We start from the raw sequence: 20,579 nt of genomic DNA, 5'->3' as shown, positions 1-20,579 counted from the left end.
CAAGCATGCTAGCAAATTAGCAGTAGGCAGGGAAGAGTCACTTTTCACCCTGGTGGCAGCCGGCTCAGCTCCCGCCGCCGCGGGCCCAGCCATCCCACGCAGCGGCGTCGATCACGCAGAAGCGATTGCCTTCCGGGTCCTCCATGATGACGTAGTCGGCGTCGGCCGGACGTCCCTCCCACGGAACGTGGCGGGCCCCCAGGGCACTGAGCCGCTCGACCTCCGCCGCCTGGTCCTCGGCGTACAGGTCGAGATGGATGCGGGGCGGCAGGACGCGTTCGGACGGCGACGCGTTGAGCGACACGTTGGGCCCGCGGCCGTCAGGGGAGTAGAGCAGGACGAAGTCGTCGTCCGCAGGATCCCGCGCCACGTAGTGGAGTGCCGCGCACCAGAAGGCGGTTTGCGCGGCCAGATCGCGAACACGGAGAACGACCGAACCGATGATCAGCATGATCCGAATCTAGGCTTCCGGCGCGAGCGTTCCAAGGGGTCATCACTCCCGCGGGCCTGTCGAGCTCTTGTCCACCGCGCCCGGGACTGCCAGACTGAGCCGCTATGGAGGGGTTGACCTGGGCGGAGACGGATGCGACGGCCTGTGAGGTCGCCGTGCTCCTGGAGGGGGTGAGCGACGTCGCCGCCGTGCGGGCGATCGCTGTGCGGGCAGGTGCGGACCTCTCCCGGGTGCGGCTGGTGGACCTCGGCGGAGTGACCAACGTCCGGCGTGTGCTGCTGGACGTCCTCCGGGCCTGGCCCGACGCCGATGTCCTCGGGCTCTGCGACGCGGGCGAGACACGGTTCGTGATGCGCGCGCTCGAAACGGCGGGCCTCGGGGTCGCCCACGAGCGGGATCTGCCCTCGCGGGGCTTCTTCGTCTGTCATGCCGACCTCGAAGAGGAGCTGATCCGCGCCCTGGGTGCGGCGAGAACGGTGGAGGTCATCGAAGACCTGGGACTGGGACCGAAATTCCTCACCCTGCAGCAGCAGCCCGCCTGGAAGGGGAGGCCCGTGGAGGATCAGCTCCACCGATTCTGCGGGGTGGCCTCCGGACGCAAAGAGCTGCTCGCCGGCGCCTTGGCCGCTCAGCTGGCGCCCGGCGAGGTGCCGGAGCCGCTCAGACTGCTGGTCGAGCGGCTGATCCGGGCCTGACGCCGGACGCGGCGTCCCCGTCCCCGCCCGAGTCCGCGAGGATTCCGAGCAGCTTCAGCGATTCCTCCGCAGGACCACCCGGCTCCGCCGTGTAGAGCAGGACGCGGTGCCCCGAACCGTCAGGGGAGTCCAGCACCTCGAAGCACAGCTCCAGGTCACCGACCTCGGGGTGCCGGAACTGCTTCACGCCCGAAACGCAGTTCTGCACTGGGTGGCGCGCCCAGAGCCGCGCGAACTCCTCACTCCGCAGCGTCAGCTCACCCACGAGCGCCGCCAGCGCGCCGTCGTCGGCGGCCCGGCCTGCCAGCAGCCGCAAGGACGCGACGGCGCGGGCTGCTTCCTCCGGCCATTGCGCGTACAGCTCGCGGGTCTCGGGATCGAGGAAGAGCAGGCGATGCAGATTGGGCCGGGTCTGTGGCGACTGAGGAGAGTCGACGTCCAGATGGGCCGCCACGAGGCGATGTCCCAGGGGATTCCAGGCGAGCACGTCCCCGAGCCGCCCCAGCACGACCGCGGGCACGCCGGTCATCGCCTGAACGAGCCGGATAGTGCCCGGACGGGCCGTCTCGGGGCGTGACGGTTTGCGACGGGAGGGCTTCTTCGGCGGCCGGGCCAGATCGAAGAGGTGACTCCGTTCGTCGGCGCTCAGACCCAGCGCCCGAGCCAGGGACCCGAGGACCGCATCCGAGGCGTTGGTGCTCTGCCCCTGCTCCAGACGCGTGTAGTAGGTCAGGCTCACTCCGGCGAGCATCGCCAGTTCTTCGCGCCTCAGGCCGGGCACACGCCTCACCCCGTGGTGCAGCAGGCCCACGTCCTCCGGCTGGACGCCCGCACGCCGGAGACGCAGAAACTCGCCGAGTTCGCTCTGAGGGTTCATGACAGCCATTCTGCCCTCTGACATGAGCGCTGTCCTGTCCCTGCCAGTGCTAGGCAGAGCGGGGTCTGGTTGCATTTCGGCCGGCAACGCACAGTGAATCAGCCGCCACTTTCTGGCGGGATCGACTTCACCCTGAAGGAGCCACCAGCATGACCACCCCCTCGGGCCCTCCCACGGACACCAGGACGCCCGGCACGACTCCGGCGAGCGACGGCGGCCCGCCCCTCACGATGAGCAGGCACCAGCGGATCGCGCTCGTGGTGCTGCTGACAGCGGGCTTCACCCTCGCCGTCGACTTCTCGATCCTCAACGTCGCACTGCCCGTGATCGGCCAGGACGTCGGCTTCGCACTGGAGAATCTGCAGTGGATCGCCACGGCGTTCTCCTTGTGCGCCGCCGGGCTCACGCTCCTGTCCGGACGGGTCGCCGACCTTCTGGGCCGCCGTCGCGTCTTCTTCACCGGCATGGCGCTCCTGGGGCTCGCGTCCCTGGCCGGAGGGATCGCCACCGAACCAACGTTGCTCCTGAGTGCGAGGGTGGGCCAGGGCATCGCCACGGCGATGGTCATCCCGTCGGCGCTGGCGCTCCTGCTGGCCGCTTTCGAGGAAGGCCCGCTCCGCGCGAAGGCGCTGGGTCTGAACGGCGCGCTCATGGCGGCGGGCTTCACCACGGGCGCCGTGCTCGGCGGGCTTCTGACCGACCTGCTCAGCTGGCGCTGGGCGTTCTTCCTCAACGTGCCGGTGGCCCTCGCCGTTCTCGTGTTCGGGCCTGCGGTGCTCCGTGAGAGCCGCCCGTCCGCACGCCTGAAACTGGACGTGCCCGGTGCGATCACGGTGACGCTGGGCCTCCTGGCGCTGATCCTCGGCCTGAGCCAGGCGGCCGAGACCGGCTGGACTGCGCCACCCACGCTGATCGCCCTGGGTGCCGCCATCCTCCTATTGATCGCCTTCATCCTGATCGAACGCCGCGCCACCGCGCCGCTGGTCCCTCTGCTGACGGTCCGACGCCCGGCCATCGCGTGGGGCAATCTGGCGGGCCTGACCGCGTTCGCCACGGAGACCTCCCTCGTCTTCCTCCTGACGCTGTATCTGCAAAAGGTTCTCGGATACAGCCCGCTCGGCGCGGGACTTGCCTTCGCCGTGCTCGGACTCGGCACCGTCCTGGGCGGCCTGGCGGCGCCGCGGGTGATCGCGAGGGTCGGCGCCAAGGGGGCCATGGTCGGCGGTTTCGCCGCCCAGGCGGTCGCCACCGGCGTCCTGGTGCTGCTGCGCCCCGAACCCGCGTCGATCATCCTCCTGCTCGCCGCGACCTTCATCGGGGGAGTCGCCAACCTCGTGGTCATCGTCGGCTTCACGGTGACCGCGACGTCGGGACTTCCCGAGGCGGAGCAAGGCCTCGCGACCGGCCTGGCGACCATGAGTCAGCAGATCGGGATCACGCTGGGGATCCCGATCATGAGCGCGATCGTCACGGCGCACCTCTCCGGGGCCGGGGCCGGCAACCACGGCGGGGATCCGGAGCAGGTCCTGGCGGCCCTCACCTCAGCGATCGCCGTCAACGGCGGGATCTGCCTGGTGATGGCCGTCCTGCTCGCCGTGTTCCTGCGACGGTCCGCCTCGACCGCCGGCGGTACGGACTGACTCACGACGGCGGCGCCGCACCTTCCTGCGGGAGGTGCCGCGCCGCCGTCGGGGCCGGTCAGCTCACCCTGTAGGCCGTGTAGCGCACCGCGTCCGCATCCCGCAGACCGGACGCGATGAAGAGGGACCGTTCCAGGTGGGCCCACCGTGGTGCCGACGTCTCGATCGAGACCGTGGTCCGGAAGTAGAACTGTTCCGGACCCGGCTGTTCGCCGCGGGCCAGCGCCTCTGCAGCGTCCGTGCTCGGGATACGAAGGCCCTCGGCGTGGAGGTACAGGAGATCACCCTCGGGGGTCAGCGCGCTGTAACGGGCGTCGATCTCGCAGCCGCCGTCCGGACGGATGCGCTGCCAGTCGGCGCCGCCCGCCAGGATCTCCGCGGTCACCGCACCGGAGATCCTGCCGCCGAGGATCGGCACCACGCGGCGATGACCGGCGCGGGTGACGCCGTGGTCGGCCGGAGCGCCGACCCGCACCTCGACGTCGAAGGCGGCTTCCAGCCCGGGTCGGGGCGCACGGACCGTCATGAGGTCACCCCTGAGCCCTGCTCTGCGGCACGCTCCGGGGACGAGTCCGGCACCCGGCCACCTTCGCCGACCAGGTCCCGCAACCTTTCCAGCACCGGGACGGCATCCGCCAGGACCCGCTGCTCGGCCGGCTCCAGACGCGCGACAGCCTCCAGGATCACGGACGTCGACGTGTCGTCGAAGGCCTCGAAGTGATCCAGCGCCGCTTCGGAGGCTCGAACCTGGACCCCGCGTCCGTCGTCCGGACTGGGACGGCGGCTGATCAGTCCCGCGCGCTCCATCGCCGCGAGCAGATTGCTCACGCTGGACTTGCGGAGCCCGAGTGCAGCGGCGAGTTCCCCGGGCGAGACGGCCGTGCCGCGGGGGAGAGCACGCAGGATCTCGACCTGGGCATCAGGGATGTCGGGAAGGTCCGCGCGGGCTCGCGTCACCGTGAGAAGTGTTCTCCGGAGTGGCGAGATGACCGCGGCCAGGCGTGCGGCGTCGACGATCATGCCCCGGTTCCCGCGCTCAGTGAAGCCCGGGCGTTGAGCTCGTCCGGGTGGAAGCCGGCCACCCGCTTGTAGGAGGCGGCGATCTCCTCCAGCTCTTCGGCCGGAATCACGTCGTGGATGTCCGCGAAGCCCCCGGGGGCGCGTTCGTGCGCGAGCTGCATGACGCGTTCCGGCCCGGTCTGACGGGTCATCTCGAGGAGCTTCGCCGTGACGGGACGGCGGTCCTCCTCGTAGCGCTGCAGCGCGTCCTCGATCGTCGTCGCGGTCGCGAGGTGATGGGCCAGGGTGCGGGCGTCGAGGACGGCCTGCGATCCGCCGTTGGATCCGTTCGGGTACATCGCGTGGGCGGCATCCGCGAGCAGGGTGGTCCGGCCGAAGGTCCAGCAGGGGAGGGCGTCGCGGTCGACCATGGGGTACTCGAGGATCTCCTCGGCCCCGGCGATCGTCCCCGGCACATCCAGCCAGTCGAAGGACCAGTCACGGAACAGTTCGGCGATGGGCGCCGGGTCGACGGCGCGGTTCCAGTCGGCGTCCGGGGAGCCGGCCACGCGGCGCTCGGCGATGAAGTTGACGCGCTGAGTGCCCGACGCCGGGTCGAGCGGCTCGAGAGGGTAGGCGACGAACTTCTGCTCGCCGTCGCCCGCCATGATCATGGTGCGCCCGTCCAGGAACGGCGCGATGCGCGCGGTTCCGCGCCAGAGCGTGAGTCCGCTCCACACGGGTTCGCCGTCCTCGGGAAACCGGAGGGCGCGCAGGGCGGAGTGGATGCCGTCGGCGCCGATGAGGACGTCGGCATCCACGTCCACCGGACCGGTCGCCGTGGTGAACGTGGCCGTGACGCCGTCGGCCCGGTCACGGACCGCGGAGAGCCGGTGACCCGTGCGCACCACGTCGCCCAGGCGCTCCCGGACCGCCTCGTAGAGGCCGAGCTGCAGCCGGCCGCGGTGCACGGACAGTTGCGGCCAGCGGTATCCCGCGGCCAGCCCGCGAGGTTCGGACCAGATCTGCTGGCCGTGGCGGTTGAAATAGCTCAGAGCCTCGGGCTCCACGCCGAGCTGCCGGATCCGGGAACCCAGACCGAGCTCATCCTGTTCCCGCACGGCGTGGGGCAGCAGGTTGATTCCGACACCCAAGGGCCGGATCTCACGACTGCGTTCGTACAGGACGACGTCCCGGAGGCCTGCCGCCTCGAGACTGAGGGCGAGGGCCAGGCCGCCGATGCCGGCCCCTGCAATGGCGATGCGCATGAAGACTCCTTCGTCTGTGATCTGCACCACGGGTGATGAAGATAGTTTTGCATCTGAACTACTTTGCCGCAAGAGGCGAGCCGGAGGAGAAGACGTGGGGGAGCGGGCGCAGCAGAGCCCCGGGCGCCAGGCGGCGTCCGGGGCTCTGCTGCGCGTGCTGCTGCGAGGGCCTGTCTAGAGCGACGGCGGCGTGTGCCAGATCCGCTCGATGTAGTCGCGCATCGAGCGATCGGACGAGAAGAAGCCGCAGCGCGCGACGTTCAGGATCGCGGACCGGGTCCACGCGTCCTGGTCGGCGTAGGCGGCATCCACGGTGCGCTGCGCCTGGAGGTAGGAGCCGTAGTCTGCCAGCACCATGAACCGGTCGTCGTAGAGCAGGTTGGAGACGATCGGTTCGAAGGTCGAGCGGTCGCCGCCGGAGAAGGCGCCGGACGCAATGAGATCCATCGCGCGACGGAGTTCCTCATTGCCCTGGTAGAACTCACTGGGCCGGTACCCCCTGGCCCACAGAGCGGCGACTTCCGGCTCGGTCATGCCGAAGAGGAAGAAGTTGTCGTCGCCCACGAGTTCGCGGATCTCGACGTTCGCGCCGTCGTCCGTGCCGATGGTGAGGGCGCCGTTCAGGGCGAACTTCATGTTGCCCGTGCCCGAGGCCTCCTTGCCGGCCAGGGAGATCTGCTCGGAGAGGTCCGCCGCCGGGATCACCCGCTCTGCGAGCGTGACGTTGTAGTTGGGCGGGAAGAGCACCTTGAGCCGGCCTTCGACGCGCGGATCGTTGTTGACCACGGATCCGACCGCGTTGATGAGGTGGATGATCCGCTTCGCCATGGCGTATCCGGGAGCTGCCTTCGCCCCGAAGATGAAGGTGCGCGGGGTGATGTCGGATGCCTTCACCCGGCCGGACTGGACACCGTCGTAGAGCGTGACGATGTGCAGCACCTGGAGCATCTGGCGCTTGTATTCGTGCAGGCGCTTCACCATGACGTCGAGCAGGTGCCCTTCACCGACCACCAGGCCGTCCCGGAGCATCAGCTCGTCCCGGAGCCGCTCCTTATTGTGGGCCTTGACCTCGGCGAATGCTGCGCGGAACGCAGGATCCTCCGCGTGGGGCTCCAGTTCCCTGAGGCGATCCAGGTCCGTCTCCCAGCCCGAGCCGATGGTGTCCGAGATGAGGGAGGAGAGGCCGGGATTCGCCAGACGGAGGAAACGCCGAGGCGTGACTCCGTTGGTGACATTGGTGAATTTGCCGGGGAAGAACTCCGCGAAGTCGGGGAGCACCTTGTCCCGGAGCAGCTGGGAGTGCAGCTCGGCGACGCCATTGACCTTGGCGCCGGCCACGGTCGCCAGATAAGCCATCCGGACGGACCGTTCCGGGTGCTCGCCGATGATCGACATGTTGCGGATCCGCATCTCATCATTGCCGAGCTGCTCGCGCACGGCCAGGAGGAACTCCTCGTTGATGCGGTAGATGATCTCTAGATGGCGGGGGAGCAGGCGCCCGAGCAGCTCCACGGACCACACTTCCAGGGCCTCCGGCAGGAGGGTGTGACAGGTGTAGGCGAAACACTGGCGGGTGATCTCCCACGCTTCGGACCATTCGAGGCCTCGCTCGTCCACCAGGACGCGCATGAGCTCGGGCACCGCGATGACCGGGTGGGTGTCGTTGAGCTGGAAGATCACCCGCTCGGGCAGGTTCTTGAGGTCGAAGCCATCGGCCAGCTGGCGATCCAGGAAGTCCCGGATGGATGCGGCCACGAAGAAGTACTGCTGCTGGAGGCGGAGCTCCTTGCCTTGCGGCGTCGAGTCCTCCGGGTACAGGACCTTGGAGATGTTGGACGCGAACGTCTGAGCCCGCACCGCTTCGGAGTAGTCCCCGGAGTTGAAGGTGCGCAGGTCGAAGGCGTTGGTGGCCACGGCGCTCCACAGACGGAGCGTGTTCACTCGGCCGTTCCGGTATCCCGGCACCATGTAGTTGTAGGGGACGGCCTGGACGTCCCAGGCAGGGATCCACCGCGTGCGGAGGGTGCCGCCGTCGTCGTACGTCTCGGTGTGGCCGCCGAAGGAGATCGTCTGAGCGGCTTCGGGGTGCGGGAATTCCCAGGGGGAGCCCATGGCCAGCCACTGGTCCGGCTGTTCGGCCTGCTGGCCTTCGACGAACGTCTGCCGGAAGATGCCGAACTCGTAGCGGATGCCGTACCCGATGGACGGAACGCTCATGGTGGCGAGGGAGTCGACGAAGCAGGCTGCCAGACGGCCGAGTCCGCCGTTGCCGAGGCCCGGCTCGACTTCCAGGCGGCGGAGTTCATCGATGTCGACGCCACATGCGGCAAGCGCCTCGGTCGCGATCTCGTTGAGACCGCTGGCCAGGAGGTTGTTGTCGAGTTGCCGGCCCAGGAGGTACTCCGCGGAGAGATAGCAGACGCCCTTCGCCTGGCGCTCATACTGGCGCCGCTGATCTTCCAGCCAGCGGGCCATCAGGTAGTCACGCACCGTCTCAGCCAGGGCGAGGTAGCGATCGTTGTCGCTCGACGTCGACAGCGCCACACCCTGACGGAAGTTGAGGTTGTTGAGGAATTCTTGGACGAACCCGTCCACGGTGCTGGCGGGCGGGGCCACCGGCCCGAGTGCGAGCGGGTGAGAAACAGGAGTGTCAGGCATGGCATGACGCTATAGGACGCAGGTGTCCGTGAATGTGTCTCGGCAGAATATTTCGGGCCGCTGTCATGTAACGATCCAGGTGAGTGGCGAACGAGCAGAAAGGCGCAGGGGAGGGGCGATGTGCGCGCCTCACCCCAGAGCAGGTGCCAGCAATTCGCGAAGTCCGGTCGCTGCCGCGCTGAGTTCCTCGCCGGGATCGACTGACAATTCCGCGACTGTGCTCCACGGCGTCGGACTCTCACGATCCTTGAGTTCCACCACGATCCGGATGTGTCCGATGTGTGTGGCGGCCAGCGTGAAATCACCCTCCAAAGAATCGAACGTTTTCTCTCCCGTCCATCCTCTCCACCCGGAGGCGAGTTCTTTGAAGAATGCGAGCAGCCCGGACCAACGGTCGAAATCGTAGACGCTCTTGACGGCCCGAAGACCATTCAAGTTCACCTCGACGGTGAGGCTGTCGACTGTTCCATCGCCGTCGCGCAGACCGTCATCAGCCGATAACCGGAGTGCGCCCACGTGTCCGATTGCCAGCTCATTCATGAACTCATGATCCGCCGTGGCGGGAATCCAGGCAAGGGAAGTGCCTGGCGACCGGCCGCAGATGACCAAGCGGCTCGACCCGGGCGAGCTCCTTGCGCACTACATTGAGCACATGAGTGTTTCCGCAGAGGCAGCTCTCGACGTGCTTCGCGAGGCGAAGGTGCCCCTGGACCCCGGGCTGTCGGCGTCGCAGATCGGCATCCTGGAGGACCGCTTCTCGTTCCGGTTCGGCCCTGATCACGCAGGTCTTCTGAGCCTTGCCGTGCCTCGCGGACCGGGATGGGTCGACTGGCTGGGTGATCGCACGGAGATCGACGCGAGATTCTCGGCGCCGGTCGATGGCGTGCTGTTCGATGTCCGGCACAACGTCTTCTGGCCCGAGGAATGGGGCGACCGCCCCTCCGACGTCTTCACGGCTCTGCGCGAGGCCCGGGAACATCTCGCGGACACACCGAAGCTCGTCCCTTTGTATGCACACCGTTTCCTGCCGGCGCCTTCCGGCAGCCCTGTCCTGTCCGTCCACCAGACGGACGTGATCCACTACGGCAGCGACCTTCTCGCCTACCTCCAGAAGGAGTTCCTCGGCATCCCGGACGAGCAGCAATCGGAACATCACGTCGAATTCTGGTCCGATCTGGCCGATGGTCGGTGGCTCTGAGCAGTCGGACCGCGGTGGCGACTGACAGGAGATCACGCCTCGCCCCGTGGCGGGAGTCCTTGGTGAGAGGGGCACTCCGGGGGACTCCCTAGGCGGAGGTGCGGAGGCTACCGTGGATTCATGGATATTCGTGCCGAGGTTCGTGACTTCCTGATGTCCCGGCGTGCCAAGGTCACGCCGCAGCAGGTCGGCCTTCCCGGTGGTTCGAACCGCCGCGTCACGGGCCTGCGTCGCAGCGAAGTGGCGATCCTGGCCGGGGTCAGCGTGGAGTACTACACGCGCCTGGAACGGGGCGGGGTCGGGGGAGCGTCGCCCGAAGTCCTGGACGGCATCGCCAAGGCCTTGCTGTTGGATGAGGCGGAACGTGCCCATCTGTTCAATCTCGCCCAGGCCACCGGCCCGGTGGGTCGTGCAGTCCGCCGCCGGAATCCGAAGAAGTGGATTCCCCATGAGAGCTTGCAGTGGCTGCTCAATGCGTTCACGGAGGGACCTGCCTTCGTCCGCAACAGCCGAATGGACCTTTTGGCCTGCAACCCCCTGGCCCGGGCGTTCTACCAGGACGTCTACGACATGCCGGGGACTTCGCCGAACATCGCCCGCTTCACATTCCTCGATGAGCGGGCTCGTGACTTCTATCCGGACTGGGAGTTCTTCGCCGACGTCACCGTGGCCATTCTGCGCACGGAGGCCAGCCGCGATCCGCACAATAAGGACCTTCAGGATCTCGTGGGGGAGCTCAGCACTCTCAGCGGAGAATTCCGCACGGCGTGGGGCCGCCATGACGTGCGTCATCACGGCACGGGTTTCAAGACCTTCAACCATGCCATCGTGGGAGAGCTGACGCTGGCCTATGAAGGACTGGCTTTGGAGTCCGAGCCCGGGCTCAACCTGACGATCTACACCGCGGAGCCCGGCAGCCCCTCCGCCGACGGGCTGAGAATGCTGGCGTCCTGGGCCGCCGGTGAGTACGGCCCGGCGATGCCGTCCCGGCCGGCGCCTGAACCGGATGCCGGGAAGCGACTGAACAGCTGACCTCCCGGCCCCCGGTCGAGGTGCCGCTCCAGGCTCGTCCCGAGCGTGTCGGGTTCAGCCGCCGACGGCGATCGTGACCTCCCGCCCTTCGAGCAGGCGGATCTTCTCCACGTCGTCGGTGTGACCCAGCCGCGCCAGGTCCCGCGAGTATCCGGGGTTCTCCACGCGGTAGAAGAAGCCGAGATTGCCCCACGGCCTGTAGGAGAACAGCACTCCGGGCTCAGGGGTCATACCCGCCGATCCGGTGTAGTCGAAGCGGTGCGGGGGAGAGGCGACCTTCTCCTGGCCCCCGAAGTCGCTGAACCTCAGGGTCATCGGGAGCATGGCCAGCAGGGAGCGGGTGGCAGGCGAATCCTCGTCGAGGGTCGCCCGGACCACGTTGGATCCGGCGGTGAAGGTGAGAGTGGTTCCCACGATGTTCTCCTTGCGTGAGCTGTCAGATGAGGGGAAGTGCCCGGCCGTGGCCGGCGGCTCTGAAGGATCGGGCGACGCCGGGGGAGCGCAGGCCGTCAAGGCGGCGGCGAGGGTGAGGCTCAGCGCGACGCTGGTCGCCGTCGTCGTCCTCATGCTGCGGTTGGTTGCGGACTCACGCGGGCGGTCACCAGAGCCAGGACTGCCGCGAGAATCAGCACGACGGCGGAGGCCAGGAAGGTGCTCTGATAACCGGAGTGGTCGAAGAGCAGGCCTCCGACGGTGGACCCCAAGGCGATGCACGTCTGGACGGTGGCCACCATGAGTCCGCCTCCGAGTTCGGCGTTCCGGGGCATGGCTTCGGCGACCCAGCTCCACCAGCCCACGGGCGCGGCAGTGCTCAGCAGCCCCCACAGCGCGAGCAGGATGACGACGGCGGCGAACCACCCACCGGTCGGGATGAGCACGACGGCGAGCACCGCCATGAGGGTTGGGATCACGGCGAGCGTCCGGTACAGACCGCGGCCGAGAAACCGCCCGATGAGCACCGTTCCGAGGAATCCGCTGGCCCCCAGAACCAGGAGGACGACGGAGATGGCGGTCACGTCGATCCGGGTGACGGTCTCCAGGAAAGGCCTGATGTAGGTGAACAAGATGAACTGGCCCATGAAGTAGGCGCCGCAGGCGGCCATGCCCCAGGCCACGGACCTGTTCCTCAGCAGGGTGAAGATGACGAAGATGTCCCTCAATCCCGGCGGAGGCGCGCCGGTCGGGGCCGGAGGAACCTCAAGGGAGGGCAGGCTGAACCAGAGCCAGACGATGCAGATCAGCGAGACGGGGACCAGGCAGAAGAACGCGCCTCGCCAGCCGATGATCGATCCGAGGTAGCTTCCCAGGGGCGCGGCGAGGACTGTGGCCAGCGCGTTGCCGCCGTTTACGATAGCCAGGGCGCGGGTGACACGGGCGGCAGGCACCAGGCGCATGGCGGTCGCGGCAGACATCGACCAGAAGCCGCCGATGACGATCCCGATGAAGGCCCGGCCGATCATGAACGGAGCGTAACCAGAGGCCAGCGAAATGAGGGCGCCCGAGACGCCCATCAGGGCCGCCAGGCTGATCAGGAGTGTCCTGCGGTTCTGGCTCCGGATCAGGGTGGAGAGGGAGAGACTGGTCAGCACGGCGAACAGGCCTGAGATGGCGATGCCCTGGCCGATCATCCCCTCGGAGACCTGCAGATCCGAGGCCATGGGGGTGAGCAGGCTGACGGGCATGAACTCAGAGGCGACCAGGGCGAACGCACCGAACGACAGGGCGAAGACGCCGCCCCAGCGTCCGGCGTGCGGTGCATGGCCAGACGTGTGGCGTTCGGGGGCTGTGGTGCTGTCGGGCGGCATGGGATCCTCTCGTCGGAGTCGAAGGCTGATCTCCATCCGACCACGCGGCGTGCCACCGGGGGAGTCCCGCCTGAGAGAGGTACTCGGAGGGCCCCTCTGGCGGTCGCGGTCATGACTGAGCACGGCGCGAAGGAAGCCCGCAGTGTCATTTGGCTGCCCAGGAACCTCGTGGAGCGAAGCTAGTCAGATGTATAGGTGCTGATGAGAACGACACCACCTGCGACGTCGAGCCGGTCTGGCAGGTAGCGCAGCTTGACCCGTTGCCCGACTGTGAGAACTTCCTCGATGGACTGCGCCGTCCGGCGGATCCGGCCGTCAGCACGCTGCCGACCTCAACGGTCCATGCCCGGTCATTGCGTCAGACTAGATGAGATCTTCACGCACGACCAGAGCTGCACAGGCTAGACCGTGAAAGGCCGACTTGCCTGAGACCGGACAGATGCGTTCAAGGGCAGCCACCGCCCTCTCTGATAAAGCGCCGATAATCTACATTATGTCAACTAATAACCAGATGCCCGCTCAGTGAGTACTGGTGGCCAACCGACTCACCTCCCCCTGGCTTCGTGCGATGGCAGGATGTGGGAATGACCACTGTCGGTGAAGAATCCACGCGTCTCGTGATCCTTCGAGGAGATTCCGCGTCCGGGAAGACGACGACGGCGTTGGCGCTGCGTGAGAAGCTCGGGCCGAAAGTCGCCCTCATTCATCAGGATTACTTCAGGCGCGAGGTCCTGATCAACGAAGATCGCGTGCAGCGAGCCCGGGACGCCGGCATTCTGGTCGTCAGCGCGACACGAGAATCTCTGAACCTCGGGTATGACGTGATCTTGGACGGCATTTTCAACCTGCGGGATTACTCGTCGCCGTTCGAGCAGTTGCACAAGGACCACCGCGGGCAGACCCGGATCTACCAATTCGACATCGGCCTCGATGAGGCATTACGGCGGCACGCGGGACGACCGCTGGCAAAGGAATTCGGCGAGGAGAAGATCCGGGCCTGGTACGACGGCTGGCAGCCACTCCCCTGGCACCACGAGACACGCGTCGGCGCTGATGTGTCAACGGAGGATCTGGTGTCATCGATCCTCCAGGACCTTGGTGTTCGACACTCATGACCTCGGCCGGTCGAAGGTCATCAGTGCCCACTGTGCGGCTCGACCCGACCACGACTCAGGTCAATCCTCAGCGAGGCCGACGCGTCAGTTCGGCGCGGACCATGCTGCCGGCCAGTCCGTCGGCTTCTGTGAGTTTGGTTCCGTCGGCGGCGAAGATCGCAGAGTGCCCGGCGGTCTTGTCGAAACCTCCGCCGGTCGGCCCCGCGAAGCTGGCGATCGCGACCGGTGCTGCCAGCGCCCGGCTGATGACGAAGGCGCGTGCCTGACATTCGACGACGTCAGCAGCGACATCCAGGACGCCGGCCGCGTAGAGGTCGACGTCATGCGCCGCCATCTGCGCTGTGTGCTGGCTCTGTCCGGTATCGCGGCAGATGGCCAACCCGACGACCCATCCGTCGACGTCGATGGTCGAAGGGCCTGAGCCGGGAGTGAACCGGGTGAACTCCTCCCCGTGCAGCCATGTCTTTCGATACGCGACCGATACCCCGTCCGCGTCGATTCTGAGGGTAGCGATGGACAGCCGACTCTCCTCCCCCACAGGGGCGCCGATGAGCGCGACACTCTCCTTCTCCGCGCAGGCATCGACAAGGTCCTTAAAGAGCGGGTCGTCCAGGTCGACCACCGGCGCGTCGAGGTCATAACCGGTGAGAGACAGCTCTGGGAAGATCACCAGTCGGCTGTCCGCTGCGCGAATGGCGTCAGCATGTGAGGCGACATTCCCGCTGAGATCGTTCAGACCGATCACCGGTTGGGCGACGGCAACCGTCAACGTCGGGCTAGGCATCCGTCTGCCCCTCTGACCTGCGGTGATGAATGCGAGGATCAACGGGCGCACCGAGCAGCCCCACAGTCTTCGTCACTCCCCCAGGATAGCTGTGAGGACTGCCAAGTCGGCACCGGCAACCTGCCGACGTCCGTGCTCGCGGCCGGAGCAGCAGATTCAGGCCGGCGAAAAGAAGTGCGGCGCCCACCAGTGCCCATAACACCCCGATCGTCAGCCAGGTGCCTGGAGACTTGGCATCCTCGATTGACTGTCTGGGCCGTATACCCATGGCGCCGAGTCGCCTCAGGAACATCTCCATCCACTGACGATGCCTCCTGGAAACGGGCACTCGAAAGACGGCGACGCCTGACCCCATCAGAAGGACTAGTGCGCCGACAATGGCGAGACCTACTCCTGGCGAAGGCACCCTGCTCCCCCTTCAATGAAGCTGAGACCACTGAACACAGTTCACGACGGCACTGCGGTCGCTCTCCGTCATCGCGGACTAGTCTGTGCTCATGGCCGATCATATCGAGATCGCGGTCGTCGAGAATCTGGCCGATGACGATCTTCACCAAGTGAAAATGCTTCTCGCTCAGCTGTCCACCAGCGCGACGTTCGACCCTGGACGGGTGCAGTCGATGGTTGACGCCCCAGGCGTCGACCTCTTCGTCGCGCGCGACGGCGGCCGGATCGTCGGCATGGCGACCTTGGTGACTTTTCCCCTGGTGACCGGTTGGCGCGGGTTCGTCGAGGACGTCGTCGTCAGCCATCAGGCACGCGGACGCGGCATCGCCCGGTTGCTCCTCTCTGAAATCACTGCGGAGTCGTCCAGAAGGCGTCTCCGCACTCTGGATCTCACCTCGCGCCCAACGCGCGAATCGGCACTGAAACTCTACGAATCAGTGGGTTTCCGGCCCCGCGATACGAATGTGCTGAGATACACGCCGCCGCTGAACTAGCTCGGGCGGCCGCACGTCCCCCGCACGCACTCCCCTCCCCTCCGGCGCAACGTGATGATCGCTCATGTCCTTGACGGGACACCCAGGCATCGGCTCACGTGCCGGCGACTCCGTCGCAGTGAGGCTGGACGGTGTCGGATGATCTCGTCACCTCGGCACCGCTCCCCCGTGCCTGATCCCGCCTGCATCGTCGATTGCTCTCGCATAGGGTCCACACTCGGGGGGTGATAGTCGGCATTGAGCAATCACTCAATGGAGGCTCTTGTCGCGGCGCGTGCGGCAAGGAGGACCGCGATCGTCAAGCACACCAACACGGCGGCAGTGGGGATGAGGGTCAGCGCGAGGGTGCCGATTGAAGGTGCCGCTAGGGCGAGAGCGCCGCCGGCAAAAGCGCAGAACCCGCTGCCGACGAGATACGGGCCCGCTGCGCGATGACCTGCTTTCCATGCTGCGTCAGACATCATCGTTGAAGGCATTCGGATACCCACGAACGGGTTCATCGGCAGACGCGCTGCCAAGGCCAGGATCCCGCAGGTGATAAATATTGCGCCGAGAACCGAGAGGATCGTCACTAGAGTGGCCGTTTCGCTTGTAGACATGTCCCACCTGCCCTTGATTGAAATTCGTTTCCGGTGCTGTACGTCGCTCACGCAGTTCTAGGTGATTCCTGCGTCAATCTTCAGGCTACGAGATCTCCTGTGACAGTCGAGTCGCAGACTGTGGGCCGGTTCAAGATAGTGGGTGCCGCCCCACCTGCTGCAACACTTCGAGTCCGCGGCACGAAACGACCGCTTGATCGCCTCGCCAGTCCAACTCGGACCTCAGCATCAGGTGATACCGAACCTTGCATGGCCCCGAAGCGCGGGCGCGATTATATCGTTCGTTCTGCTGACTGTTGTCAAATCGTTGCCTTGGCGAACTGACATCCGATCTGCTTAGCCTGGGGGTGCCAATAACGCATTCTGCCTACACGAATCGAGTTGACTTCCGGCCAGTGAAGAACATCCGCTTCCCCAGCCTGATCACACTCGCAGCATTGTGGCTCTCGATGATCTCGGGCGCACCCGCCGCAAACGCACAGTCCCCCAGCGCATCCGAAGGCGCAACACCTGGCACACTCGTTTCTGCGCTCTCACCGAGCGAGACGAAGCAGGTCGCTGAGGACCTGGCACAGTTTCACGACATGCTTCAAGCCCACAAGGTCACTCACACGCAGGCAGCCAACGGCGACACCACCTACACGCTTGCGCCCGGCATCAAGGTGACCTACCCAGGTGCTGAGGAATCTACTTCGCCGACCGTTCAGCCCGAGGTCGGAGGCGGCTGGGACCCCTGGCCCTACTTCGAGTTCGATCCGAGCGAACAGCAAGCGCTCATCTCAGGATCAGCGGCAACGCTGGCTGGAGCGATCTGCGCAATCGCTGGGTCGGAAAGCGCGGGAGTGGGCTGTGCCGTCGGAGGCGGAATTGTCCTGACAATCGTCGGGATCGCAAAGGCTCATGGAGCCTGCCCGAACAACCAGACAATGCGCTTGTACCCCCTCCTTGGAGTTGCTGGCGTCAGCTGCCACTAAAGGGGATGGAAATAGCAAGGTCGCGAGGTGAGTGAAATGAAACAACCGATTAAACCGGGACTATTCGCTGCGATTATCACGCTTCCGCTGATCGGAGTGCAAGTAGGATCGCTTTTACGAGATACCGACCACCTGCCACAGCACCTGCCGGTCTACATCGTTCTTGATGTCGTGGTATTTGCTGTTCTGTACTTCGTGTGGAGCAAGGTCCGAGCGGCAAAGAACCGACCTTGACCGCAGACGGCTCCAATCAGATACGGAAGGAACGGGAGGACGCGTGCTCCGGACTGCGGAATTCCTGGCGATCGGCGCCGACGAGATCGTGCTGCTCGCGATGCTCACGCTGATGGTCGTGGCAGTGTGGCAGGCATGCAGCGCCGAATTCGGCAACGAACCGCTGCAGAAGTGGCTAGGACCGCCCTCATCGTTGCGGACCGCATTGTGGGAGCTGGGGCCTGTCTGATTCTCCGGTTGACTACGTCCCCGTGGAAACGCCGCCGGCGCCGCCCTCCCTCTGGTCGCGCCGCAAATTCTCACTTACCCTGGCATCAGGTTCGCTCGCGGCGCCGCCTACTTGCTTCGGCGCCAGGAGACGCACCGTGTAGCACCTCTCACATCGCTCCAAGGGGGTCGTCGATGACAGAGGATCGCGAGATCACGCCGGACACGTCGTTCGAGATCAGTTACCTGGCACTCTTCTGTGTGCTCGTGTTGCTCGCCGGCAGCTTGTTCGCGGTGCATGCGCTCTGGCCCGCCTCCTTCGCCGACGTCGCCGTCTGGGTGGTCGTCGGCGAGGTGATCGCCCTCCTGACCGCCGTCTTCCTCCACCAGGCACGACGGCGGCGGGTGGTCAGGGATGCCGGGCTTGACGCGACAGGCGTCGTCGAAAGTTCGGAGCCGTGGCGGAGGCAAGGACAGGAAGGCGCCGAGGACACCGTGGGCTCAGTGGTGACGGTCGTCTTCACCGACCGGGACGGCCGGGTCCGCCGGACGACCCAATCGGTCGAAGACATTCTGCCGGTCGGACGTCGGATCGCACTCCGCTATCTGCCTGACCGTGCCGGACGCCAGGACGGCGTCCTCCTTCTCAGCACCCTCATCGAGGAATGAACCCGCCCCTCGGCAACGCCTACCCCTGCAGGCAGAAATACGCCATCCCCAGCACACCGCGATAGCCGTCTTCATACGCGGCCCGCTGGTCCTCGTACTGCTGACGGACCTGCTCAGCCGCGGGGTGGTCGGCGCCGTGGGAATCCAGCCAACGGATGTACGGCTCCCGGAAGCCGGTTTCGAAGGCGTCCCACTCCTCAAGGCTCGTCTCGTCGTCGTCGACCACGTCGAAGCCGGCAGCCCGGATCAGTTCACGCAAGGCGTCCTGGGTGATGTACTCGTCGTCCCGTCCGGCCAGAGGAGCGGTCGCCGCCGGGTGAGGCGGCGCCATCCAGATCGCCTCGCCGTACACGAGCCGCCCGCCGGGCTGGACCAGCTCTCGTAGCGCCCGTAGGGCGGCAGCGTAGTCCAGCGGCTGCGCATCCTCCACCGGGGGTCCCCAGATCTGGCTTGCCCCGATGCAGATCACGGCGTCCGCGAGCAGGTCCTGGGCCTCCATGCCGGGCATGAGGTCGAATGCCACCCGCGCTCCGAGCCCACGGGCCAGCGCTTGCTGCCGCGCCCGGTCGATGAACGCGGGCGATCGGTCCACTCCTCGTCCGTGTGCTCCCGGGGCAGCTTCCAGCACACGGAGCAGCAGCTCACCCCAGCCACACCCCATATCGAGAACCTCGATCGGGGCCGGATCGGTCAGGAACGCCACGAGATGCGCGGCTCGTTCCTCCGAGAGTGGGGTGAGCCAGGTCAGCGGCTCATGGAAGGGTGGCAGGTCCGGCGAAGTAAGGTCGGTCACACCCCGATGCTCTCACGGGTGGCCACGAACGGCCTGTCCGCATCGCCAGCCTCCGGGATCAATCGATCCTCTTCGCCGTGACGGTCCACTTCCCGAGGCTCGTGTCGCCGCATGCCGCGCCGGCGAGCAGCGGAGCATTCAACTCGGGGCGGGCCGGATCGACGCACACGGTGAACGCAGCAGCCGAGATCTCGCCATCGGTCGAATTCGCAGACGAGCGGTAGGTGTGCCCGTCCACGACATAGGTGTACGTCAGAGCGTAGTCACGACCCGGCATTCCGGTATTGGGACGCAGTTGCTTGTCGACGACGGTGGCGGTGGCCTTCAGCGTCAGACCCTGCTGAGACTTCTGATGAAACTGTGGCCAGATCAACGCCACGGCTCCACCCACGAAGAGGACGAGAATGACAGCGATGGTGATGACGGAAGCCCAGCGGCGCCTAACCATGGGCTCGGCTCCTGAGAATCAGGCTGCTGGCCGGGTATGCGAACAGGCGGCCCAGGTCTTCCTTCGTCGGCATGAACCCGAGTATGGCATGGAAGCGGCCGCTGGAAGCTCTCGCAACAGCAGTCCTCCCGAGGCCACTACTGGGCAGCGCCTCTCCCCCGAAGCGTCTCCAATGCCTCCCGTACGGTGGCGCGGGCGCTCGTGAGTTCTCGCAGCCGCCCGTCGATGACCGCGAGTTGTTCCTCGAGGAGTGCCGCACGCTCGCCGTCGCTCATGGTTTCCCAATGCGTCATTCGGTCCCTCATCTGCGTCAGCGAGAATCCGGCCGCCCGGCCCGCGAGGATCAGTTCCACTCTGCGCTGCGCCTGCGGGGTGTAGTCCCGGTAGCCATTGGCCAGCCGGTTCACCTGGCCAGGACTGAACATGTCCCGGTCCTCGTAGAAACGGATCGCCGACGGCGCCAGTCCCGTCCGACGCGCCAGTTCGCTGATCTTCACGGCTCCCCCTTGACCTTCAAGTTACTTGAAAGTTTAGCGTCGATTCCGACACGTCAGCCTTCGACTCCGAGGAACCCGCCATGACGCATTTCCTGGCCGCTGCGGCAACGATCCTGTTCGCACTGCGGCTCCTGTTGTTCCTGCTCCTGCACGTCCTGCCGGGCGGAATCCATCCCGTGCACGACACCGTGAGCGACTACGCGGCCTCCTCCGTAAGGCGAACCCGCCTGTTGGCCGGCCTGGCGTCGTGTACCGCGGCTGCCGCCTGGCTCTCGCTCGGCGCGGCGGTGCTGTCCGGGGCCGGCCGTGCGGACCCGGCACTGGGAGGCTGGCTGCTCGCACTCGGGGTGCTCCTGGCGGTGATGCCGTTCGTCCCCACCGACCGGTCCGGGACCGCCATCACCGCACGAGGGAGGATCCATCTGCTCCTCGCGATCACATGGTTCACTCTCGCTTATTCGACCATCGGCCCGCTGAGCCGCCTGATCGCCGGCCCGCCGGGCGCCGTCGCCGCCCTTGGCCTCTTGAACACGATCGCCGCGATCTCGCTGGCGGCGCTGGTCATTGCGTTGCTGGTCCGCCCCTTGCGACGCCGGTTCTTCGGTTTGTGCGAACGGCTCTTCATCCTGGCCGTCACTGTCGCACCGCTGGTGGGAGCCTGGGCTCTTGCCACGCAGTGATGGCGAGACCACCAG

25 protein-coding genes are annotated in these 20,579 nt (G+C 66.4%); 11 read left to right on the top strand and 14 right to left on the bottom strand.

Annotation, left to right across the window (positions count from 1 at the left end):
* Positions 1–64: 64 nt before the first annotated feature.
* Positions 65–451 carry a VOC family protein gene (locus QFZ52_RS07050; RefSeq protein WP_307496915.1) on the bottom strand — a complete coding sequence of 129 codons (387 nt, stop codon included), beginning with the start codon at positions 449–451 and terminating at the stop codon, positions 65–67.
* A 104-nt stretch (positions 452–555) separates the two neighbouring features.
* Here QFZ52_RS07050 and QFZ52_RS07045 point away from each other — a divergent pair, with 104 nt between their 5' ends.
* A complete protein-coding gene (locus tag QFZ52_RS07045; protein WP_307496914.1) occupies positions 556–1,146 on the top strand; it encodes a hypothetical protein in 591 nt (196 codons plus the stop codon).
* Here the strand turns inward: QFZ52_RS07045 and QFZ52_RS07040 are convergent.
* Entirely contained in the window at positions 1,112–2,023 is a 912-nt protein-coding gene (locus QFZ52_RS07040; RefSeq protein ID WP_307496913.1) for a helix-turn-helix domain-containing protein, read from the bottom strand. The genes QFZ52_RS07045 and QFZ52_RS07040 overlap by 35 nt on opposite strands.
* Positions 2,024–2,172: 149 nt before the next feature.
* On the opposite strand from QFZ52_RS07040, the gene QFZ52_RS07035 reads away from it, so the two are divergent.
* Positions 2,173–3,663: an MFS transporter gene (locus QFZ52_RS07035; protein WP_373425638.1), complete on the top strand. Its 1,491-nt coding sequence runs from the start codon at positions 2,173–2,175 to the stop codon at positions 3,661–3,663.
* A gap of 58 nt (positions 3,664–3,721) precedes the next feature.
* Here QFZ52_RS07035 and QFZ52_RS07030 read toward each other — a convergent pair whose 3' ends face one another.
* The 5 genes from QFZ52_RS07030 to QFZ52_RS07010 form a co-directional block, all read right to left on the bottom strand.
* Positions 3,722–4,189 carry a DUF3237 domain-containing protein gene (locus QFZ52_RS07030; protein WP_307496912.1) on the bottom strand — a complete coding sequence of 156 codons (468 nt, stop codon included), beginning with the start codon at positions 4,187–4,189 and terminating at the stop codon, positions 3,722–3,724.
* A complete protein-coding gene (locus tag QFZ52_RS07025) occupies positions 4,186–4,683 on the bottom strand; it encodes a MarR family winged helix-turn-helix transcriptional regulator (protein ID WP_307496911.1) in 498 nt (165 codons plus the stop codon). Before QFZ52_RS07025 ends, QFZ52_RS07030 begins: the two co-directional genes overlap by 4 nt.
* The gene (locus tag QFZ52_RS07020; protein ID WP_307496910.1) at positions 4,680–5,930 is read right to left on the bottom strand and encodes a flavin-dependent oxidoreductase; all 1,251 of its coding nucleotides are present in this window, start codon (positions 5,928–5,930) and stop codon (positions 4,680–4,682) included. Before QFZ52_RS07020 ends, QFZ52_RS07025 begins: the two co-directional genes overlap by 4 nt.
* Before the next feature lie 174 nt (positions 5,931–6,104).
* Positions 6,105–8,588 (bottom strand): glycogen/starch/alpha-glucan phosphorylase, encoded by a 2,484-nt coding sequence (locus QFZ52_RS07015; RefSeq protein WP_307496909.1) that lies wholly within the window; start codon positions 8,586–8,588, stop codon positions 6,105–6,107.
* Positions 8,589–8,717: 129 nt separating this feature from the next.
* Complete coding sequence (locus tag QFZ52_RS07010) at positions 8,718–9,128, bottom strand: DUF6228 family protein (protein ID WP_307496908.1); 411 nt, start codon at positions 9,126–9,128, stop codon at positions 8,718–8,720.
* Positions 9,129–9,240: 112 nt separating this feature from the next.
* Between QFZ52_RS07010 and QFZ52_RS07005 the strand changes: the two genes are divergently transcribed.
* Entirely contained in the window at positions 9,241–9,786 is a 546-nt protein-coding gene (locus tag QFZ52_RS07005) for a hypothetical protein (protein WP_307496906.1), read from the top strand.
* A gap of 120 nt (positions 9,787–9,906) precedes the next feature.
* The gene (locus QFZ52_RS07000) at positions 9,907–10,818 is read left to right on the top strand and encodes a helix-turn-helix transcriptional regulator (RefSeq protein WP_307496905.1); all 912 of its coding nucleotides are present in this window, start codon (positions 9,907–9,909) and stop codon (positions 10,816–10,818) included.
* Between the two features lie 54 nt (positions 10,819–10,872).
* Here the strand turns inward: QFZ52_RS07000 and QFZ52_RS06995 are convergent, their stop codons facing one another.
* On the bottom strand, positions 10,873–11,232 hold the full coding sequence (locus QFZ52_RS06995; RefSeq protein ID WP_307496903.1) for a cyclophilin-like fold protein: 360 nt from the start codon (positions 11,230–11,232) through the stop codon (positions 10,873–10,875).
* A 149-nt stretch (positions 11,233–11,381) separates the two neighbouring features.
* Positions 11,382–12,623: an MFS transporter gene (locus QFZ52_RS06990; RefSeq protein WP_307496902.1), complete on the bottom strand. Its 1,242-nt coding sequence runs from the start codon at positions 12,621–12,623 to the stop codon at positions 11,382–11,384.
* A gap of 584 nt (positions 12,624–13,207) precedes the next feature.
* Here QFZ52_RS06990 and QFZ52_RS06985 point away from each other — a divergent pair.
* The gene (locus tag QFZ52_RS06985) at positions 13,208–13,738 is read left to right on the top strand and encodes an AAA family ATPase (protein WP_307496901.1); all 531 of its coding nucleotides are present in this window, start codon (positions 13,208–13,210) and stop codon (positions 13,736–13,738) included.
* Between the two features lie 67 nt (positions 13,739–13,805).
* Here the strand turns inward: QFZ52_RS06985 and QFZ52_RS06980 are convergent, their stop codons facing one another.
* Positions 13,806–14,522 carry a carbon-nitrogen hydrolase family protein gene (locus tag QFZ52_RS06980; RefSeq protein WP_307496900.1) on the bottom strand — a complete coding sequence of 239 codons (717 nt, stop codon included), beginning with the start codon at positions 14,520–14,522 and terminating at the stop codon, positions 13,806–13,808.
* Between the two features lie 497 nt (positions 14,523–15,019).
* Between QFZ52_RS06980 and QFZ52_RS06975 the strand changes: the two genes are divergently transcribed.
* Positions 15,020–15,463, top strand: a complete 444-nt coding sequence (locus QFZ52_RS06975) for a GNAT family N-acetyltransferase (protein WP_307496899.1) — start codon at positions 15,020–15,022, stop codon at positions 15,461–15,463.
* Positions 15,464–15,708: 245 nt separating this feature from the next.
* Here the strand turns inward: QFZ52_RS06975 and QFZ52_RS06970 are convergent, their stop codons facing one another.
* Complete coding sequence (locus tag QFZ52_RS06970; RefSeq protein ID WP_307496898.1) at positions 15,709–16,113, bottom strand: SdpI family protein; 405 nt, start codon at positions 16,111–16,113, stop codon at positions 15,709–15,711.
* Between the two features lie 344 nt (positions 16,114–16,457).
* Here QFZ52_RS06970 and QFZ52_RS06965 point away from each other — a divergent pair, with 344 nt between their 5' ends.
* From QFZ52_RS06965 to QFZ52_RS06950, 4 genes are all read left to right on the top strand, one after another.
* Positions 16,458–17,036: a hypothetical protein gene (locus QFZ52_RS06965; protein WP_307496897.1), complete on the top strand. Its 579-nt coding sequence runs from the start codon at positions 16,458–16,460 to the stop codon at positions 17,034–17,036.
* Between the two features lie 27 nt (positions 17,037–17,063).
* Positions 17,064–17,270: a hypothetical protein gene (locus QFZ52_RS06960; protein ID WP_307496896.1), complete on the top strand. Its 207-nt coding sequence runs from the start codon at positions 17,064–17,066 to the stop codon at positions 17,268–17,270.
* 43 nt (positions 17,271–17,313) lie between these two features.
* Positions 17,314–17,499, top strand: a complete 186-nt coding sequence (locus tag QFZ52_RS06955) for a hypothetical protein (RefSeq protein WP_307496895.1) — start codon at positions 17,314–17,316, stop codon at positions 17,497–17,499.
* 173 nt (positions 17,500–17,672) lie between these two features.
* Positions 17,673–18,146 (top strand): hypothetical protein, encoded by a 474-nt coding sequence (locus QFZ52_RS06950; protein ID WP_307496894.1) that lies wholly within the window; start codon positions 17,673–17,675, stop codon positions 18,144–18,146.
* 19 nt (positions 18,147–18,165) lie between these two features.
* On the opposite strand, the gene QFZ52_RS06945 is transcribed toward QFZ52_RS06950, so the two are convergent.
* From QFZ52_RS06945 to QFZ52_RS06935, 3 genes are all read right to left on the bottom strand, one after another.
* Complete coding sequence (locus QFZ52_RS06945; RefSeq protein ID WP_307496893.1) at positions 18,166–18,939, bottom strand: SAM-dependent methyltransferase; 774 nt, start codon at positions 18,937–18,939, stop codon at positions 18,166–18,168.
* Positions 18,940–18,997: 58 nt separating this feature from the next.
* On the bottom strand, positions 18,998–19,318 hold the full coding sequence (locus tag QFZ52_RS06940) for a DUF3592 domain-containing protein (protein ID WP_307496891.1): 321 nt from the start codon (positions 19,316–19,318) through the stop codon (positions 18,998–19,000).
* A 206-nt stretch (positions 19,319–19,524) separates the two neighbouring features.
* Positions 19,525–19,884, bottom strand: a complete 360-nt coding sequence (locus QFZ52_RS06935) for a MerR family transcriptional regulator (protein ID WP_307496890.1) — start codon at positions 19,882–19,884, stop codon at positions 19,525–19,527.
* Between the two features lie 80 nt (positions 19,885–19,964).
* Here QFZ52_RS06935 and QFZ52_RS06930 point away from each other — a divergent pair, with 80 nt between their 5' ends.
* Complete coding sequence (locus QFZ52_RS06930; RefSeq protein ID WP_307496888.1) at positions 19,965–20,564, top strand: DUF998 domain-containing protein; 600 nt, start codon at positions 19,965–19,967, stop codon at positions 20,562–20,564.
* Positions 20,565–20,579: the final 15 nt, after the last annotated feature.

The sequence above is a fragment of the Arthrobacter woluwensis genome (assembly GCF_030816155.1).
Classification (GTDB): domain Bacteria; phylum Actinomycetota; class Actinomycetes; order Actinomycetales; family Micrococcaceae; genus Arthrobacter_E; species Arthrobacter_E woluwensis_A.
This window is presented reverse-complemented; position numbering and strand designations above follow the sequence as displayed.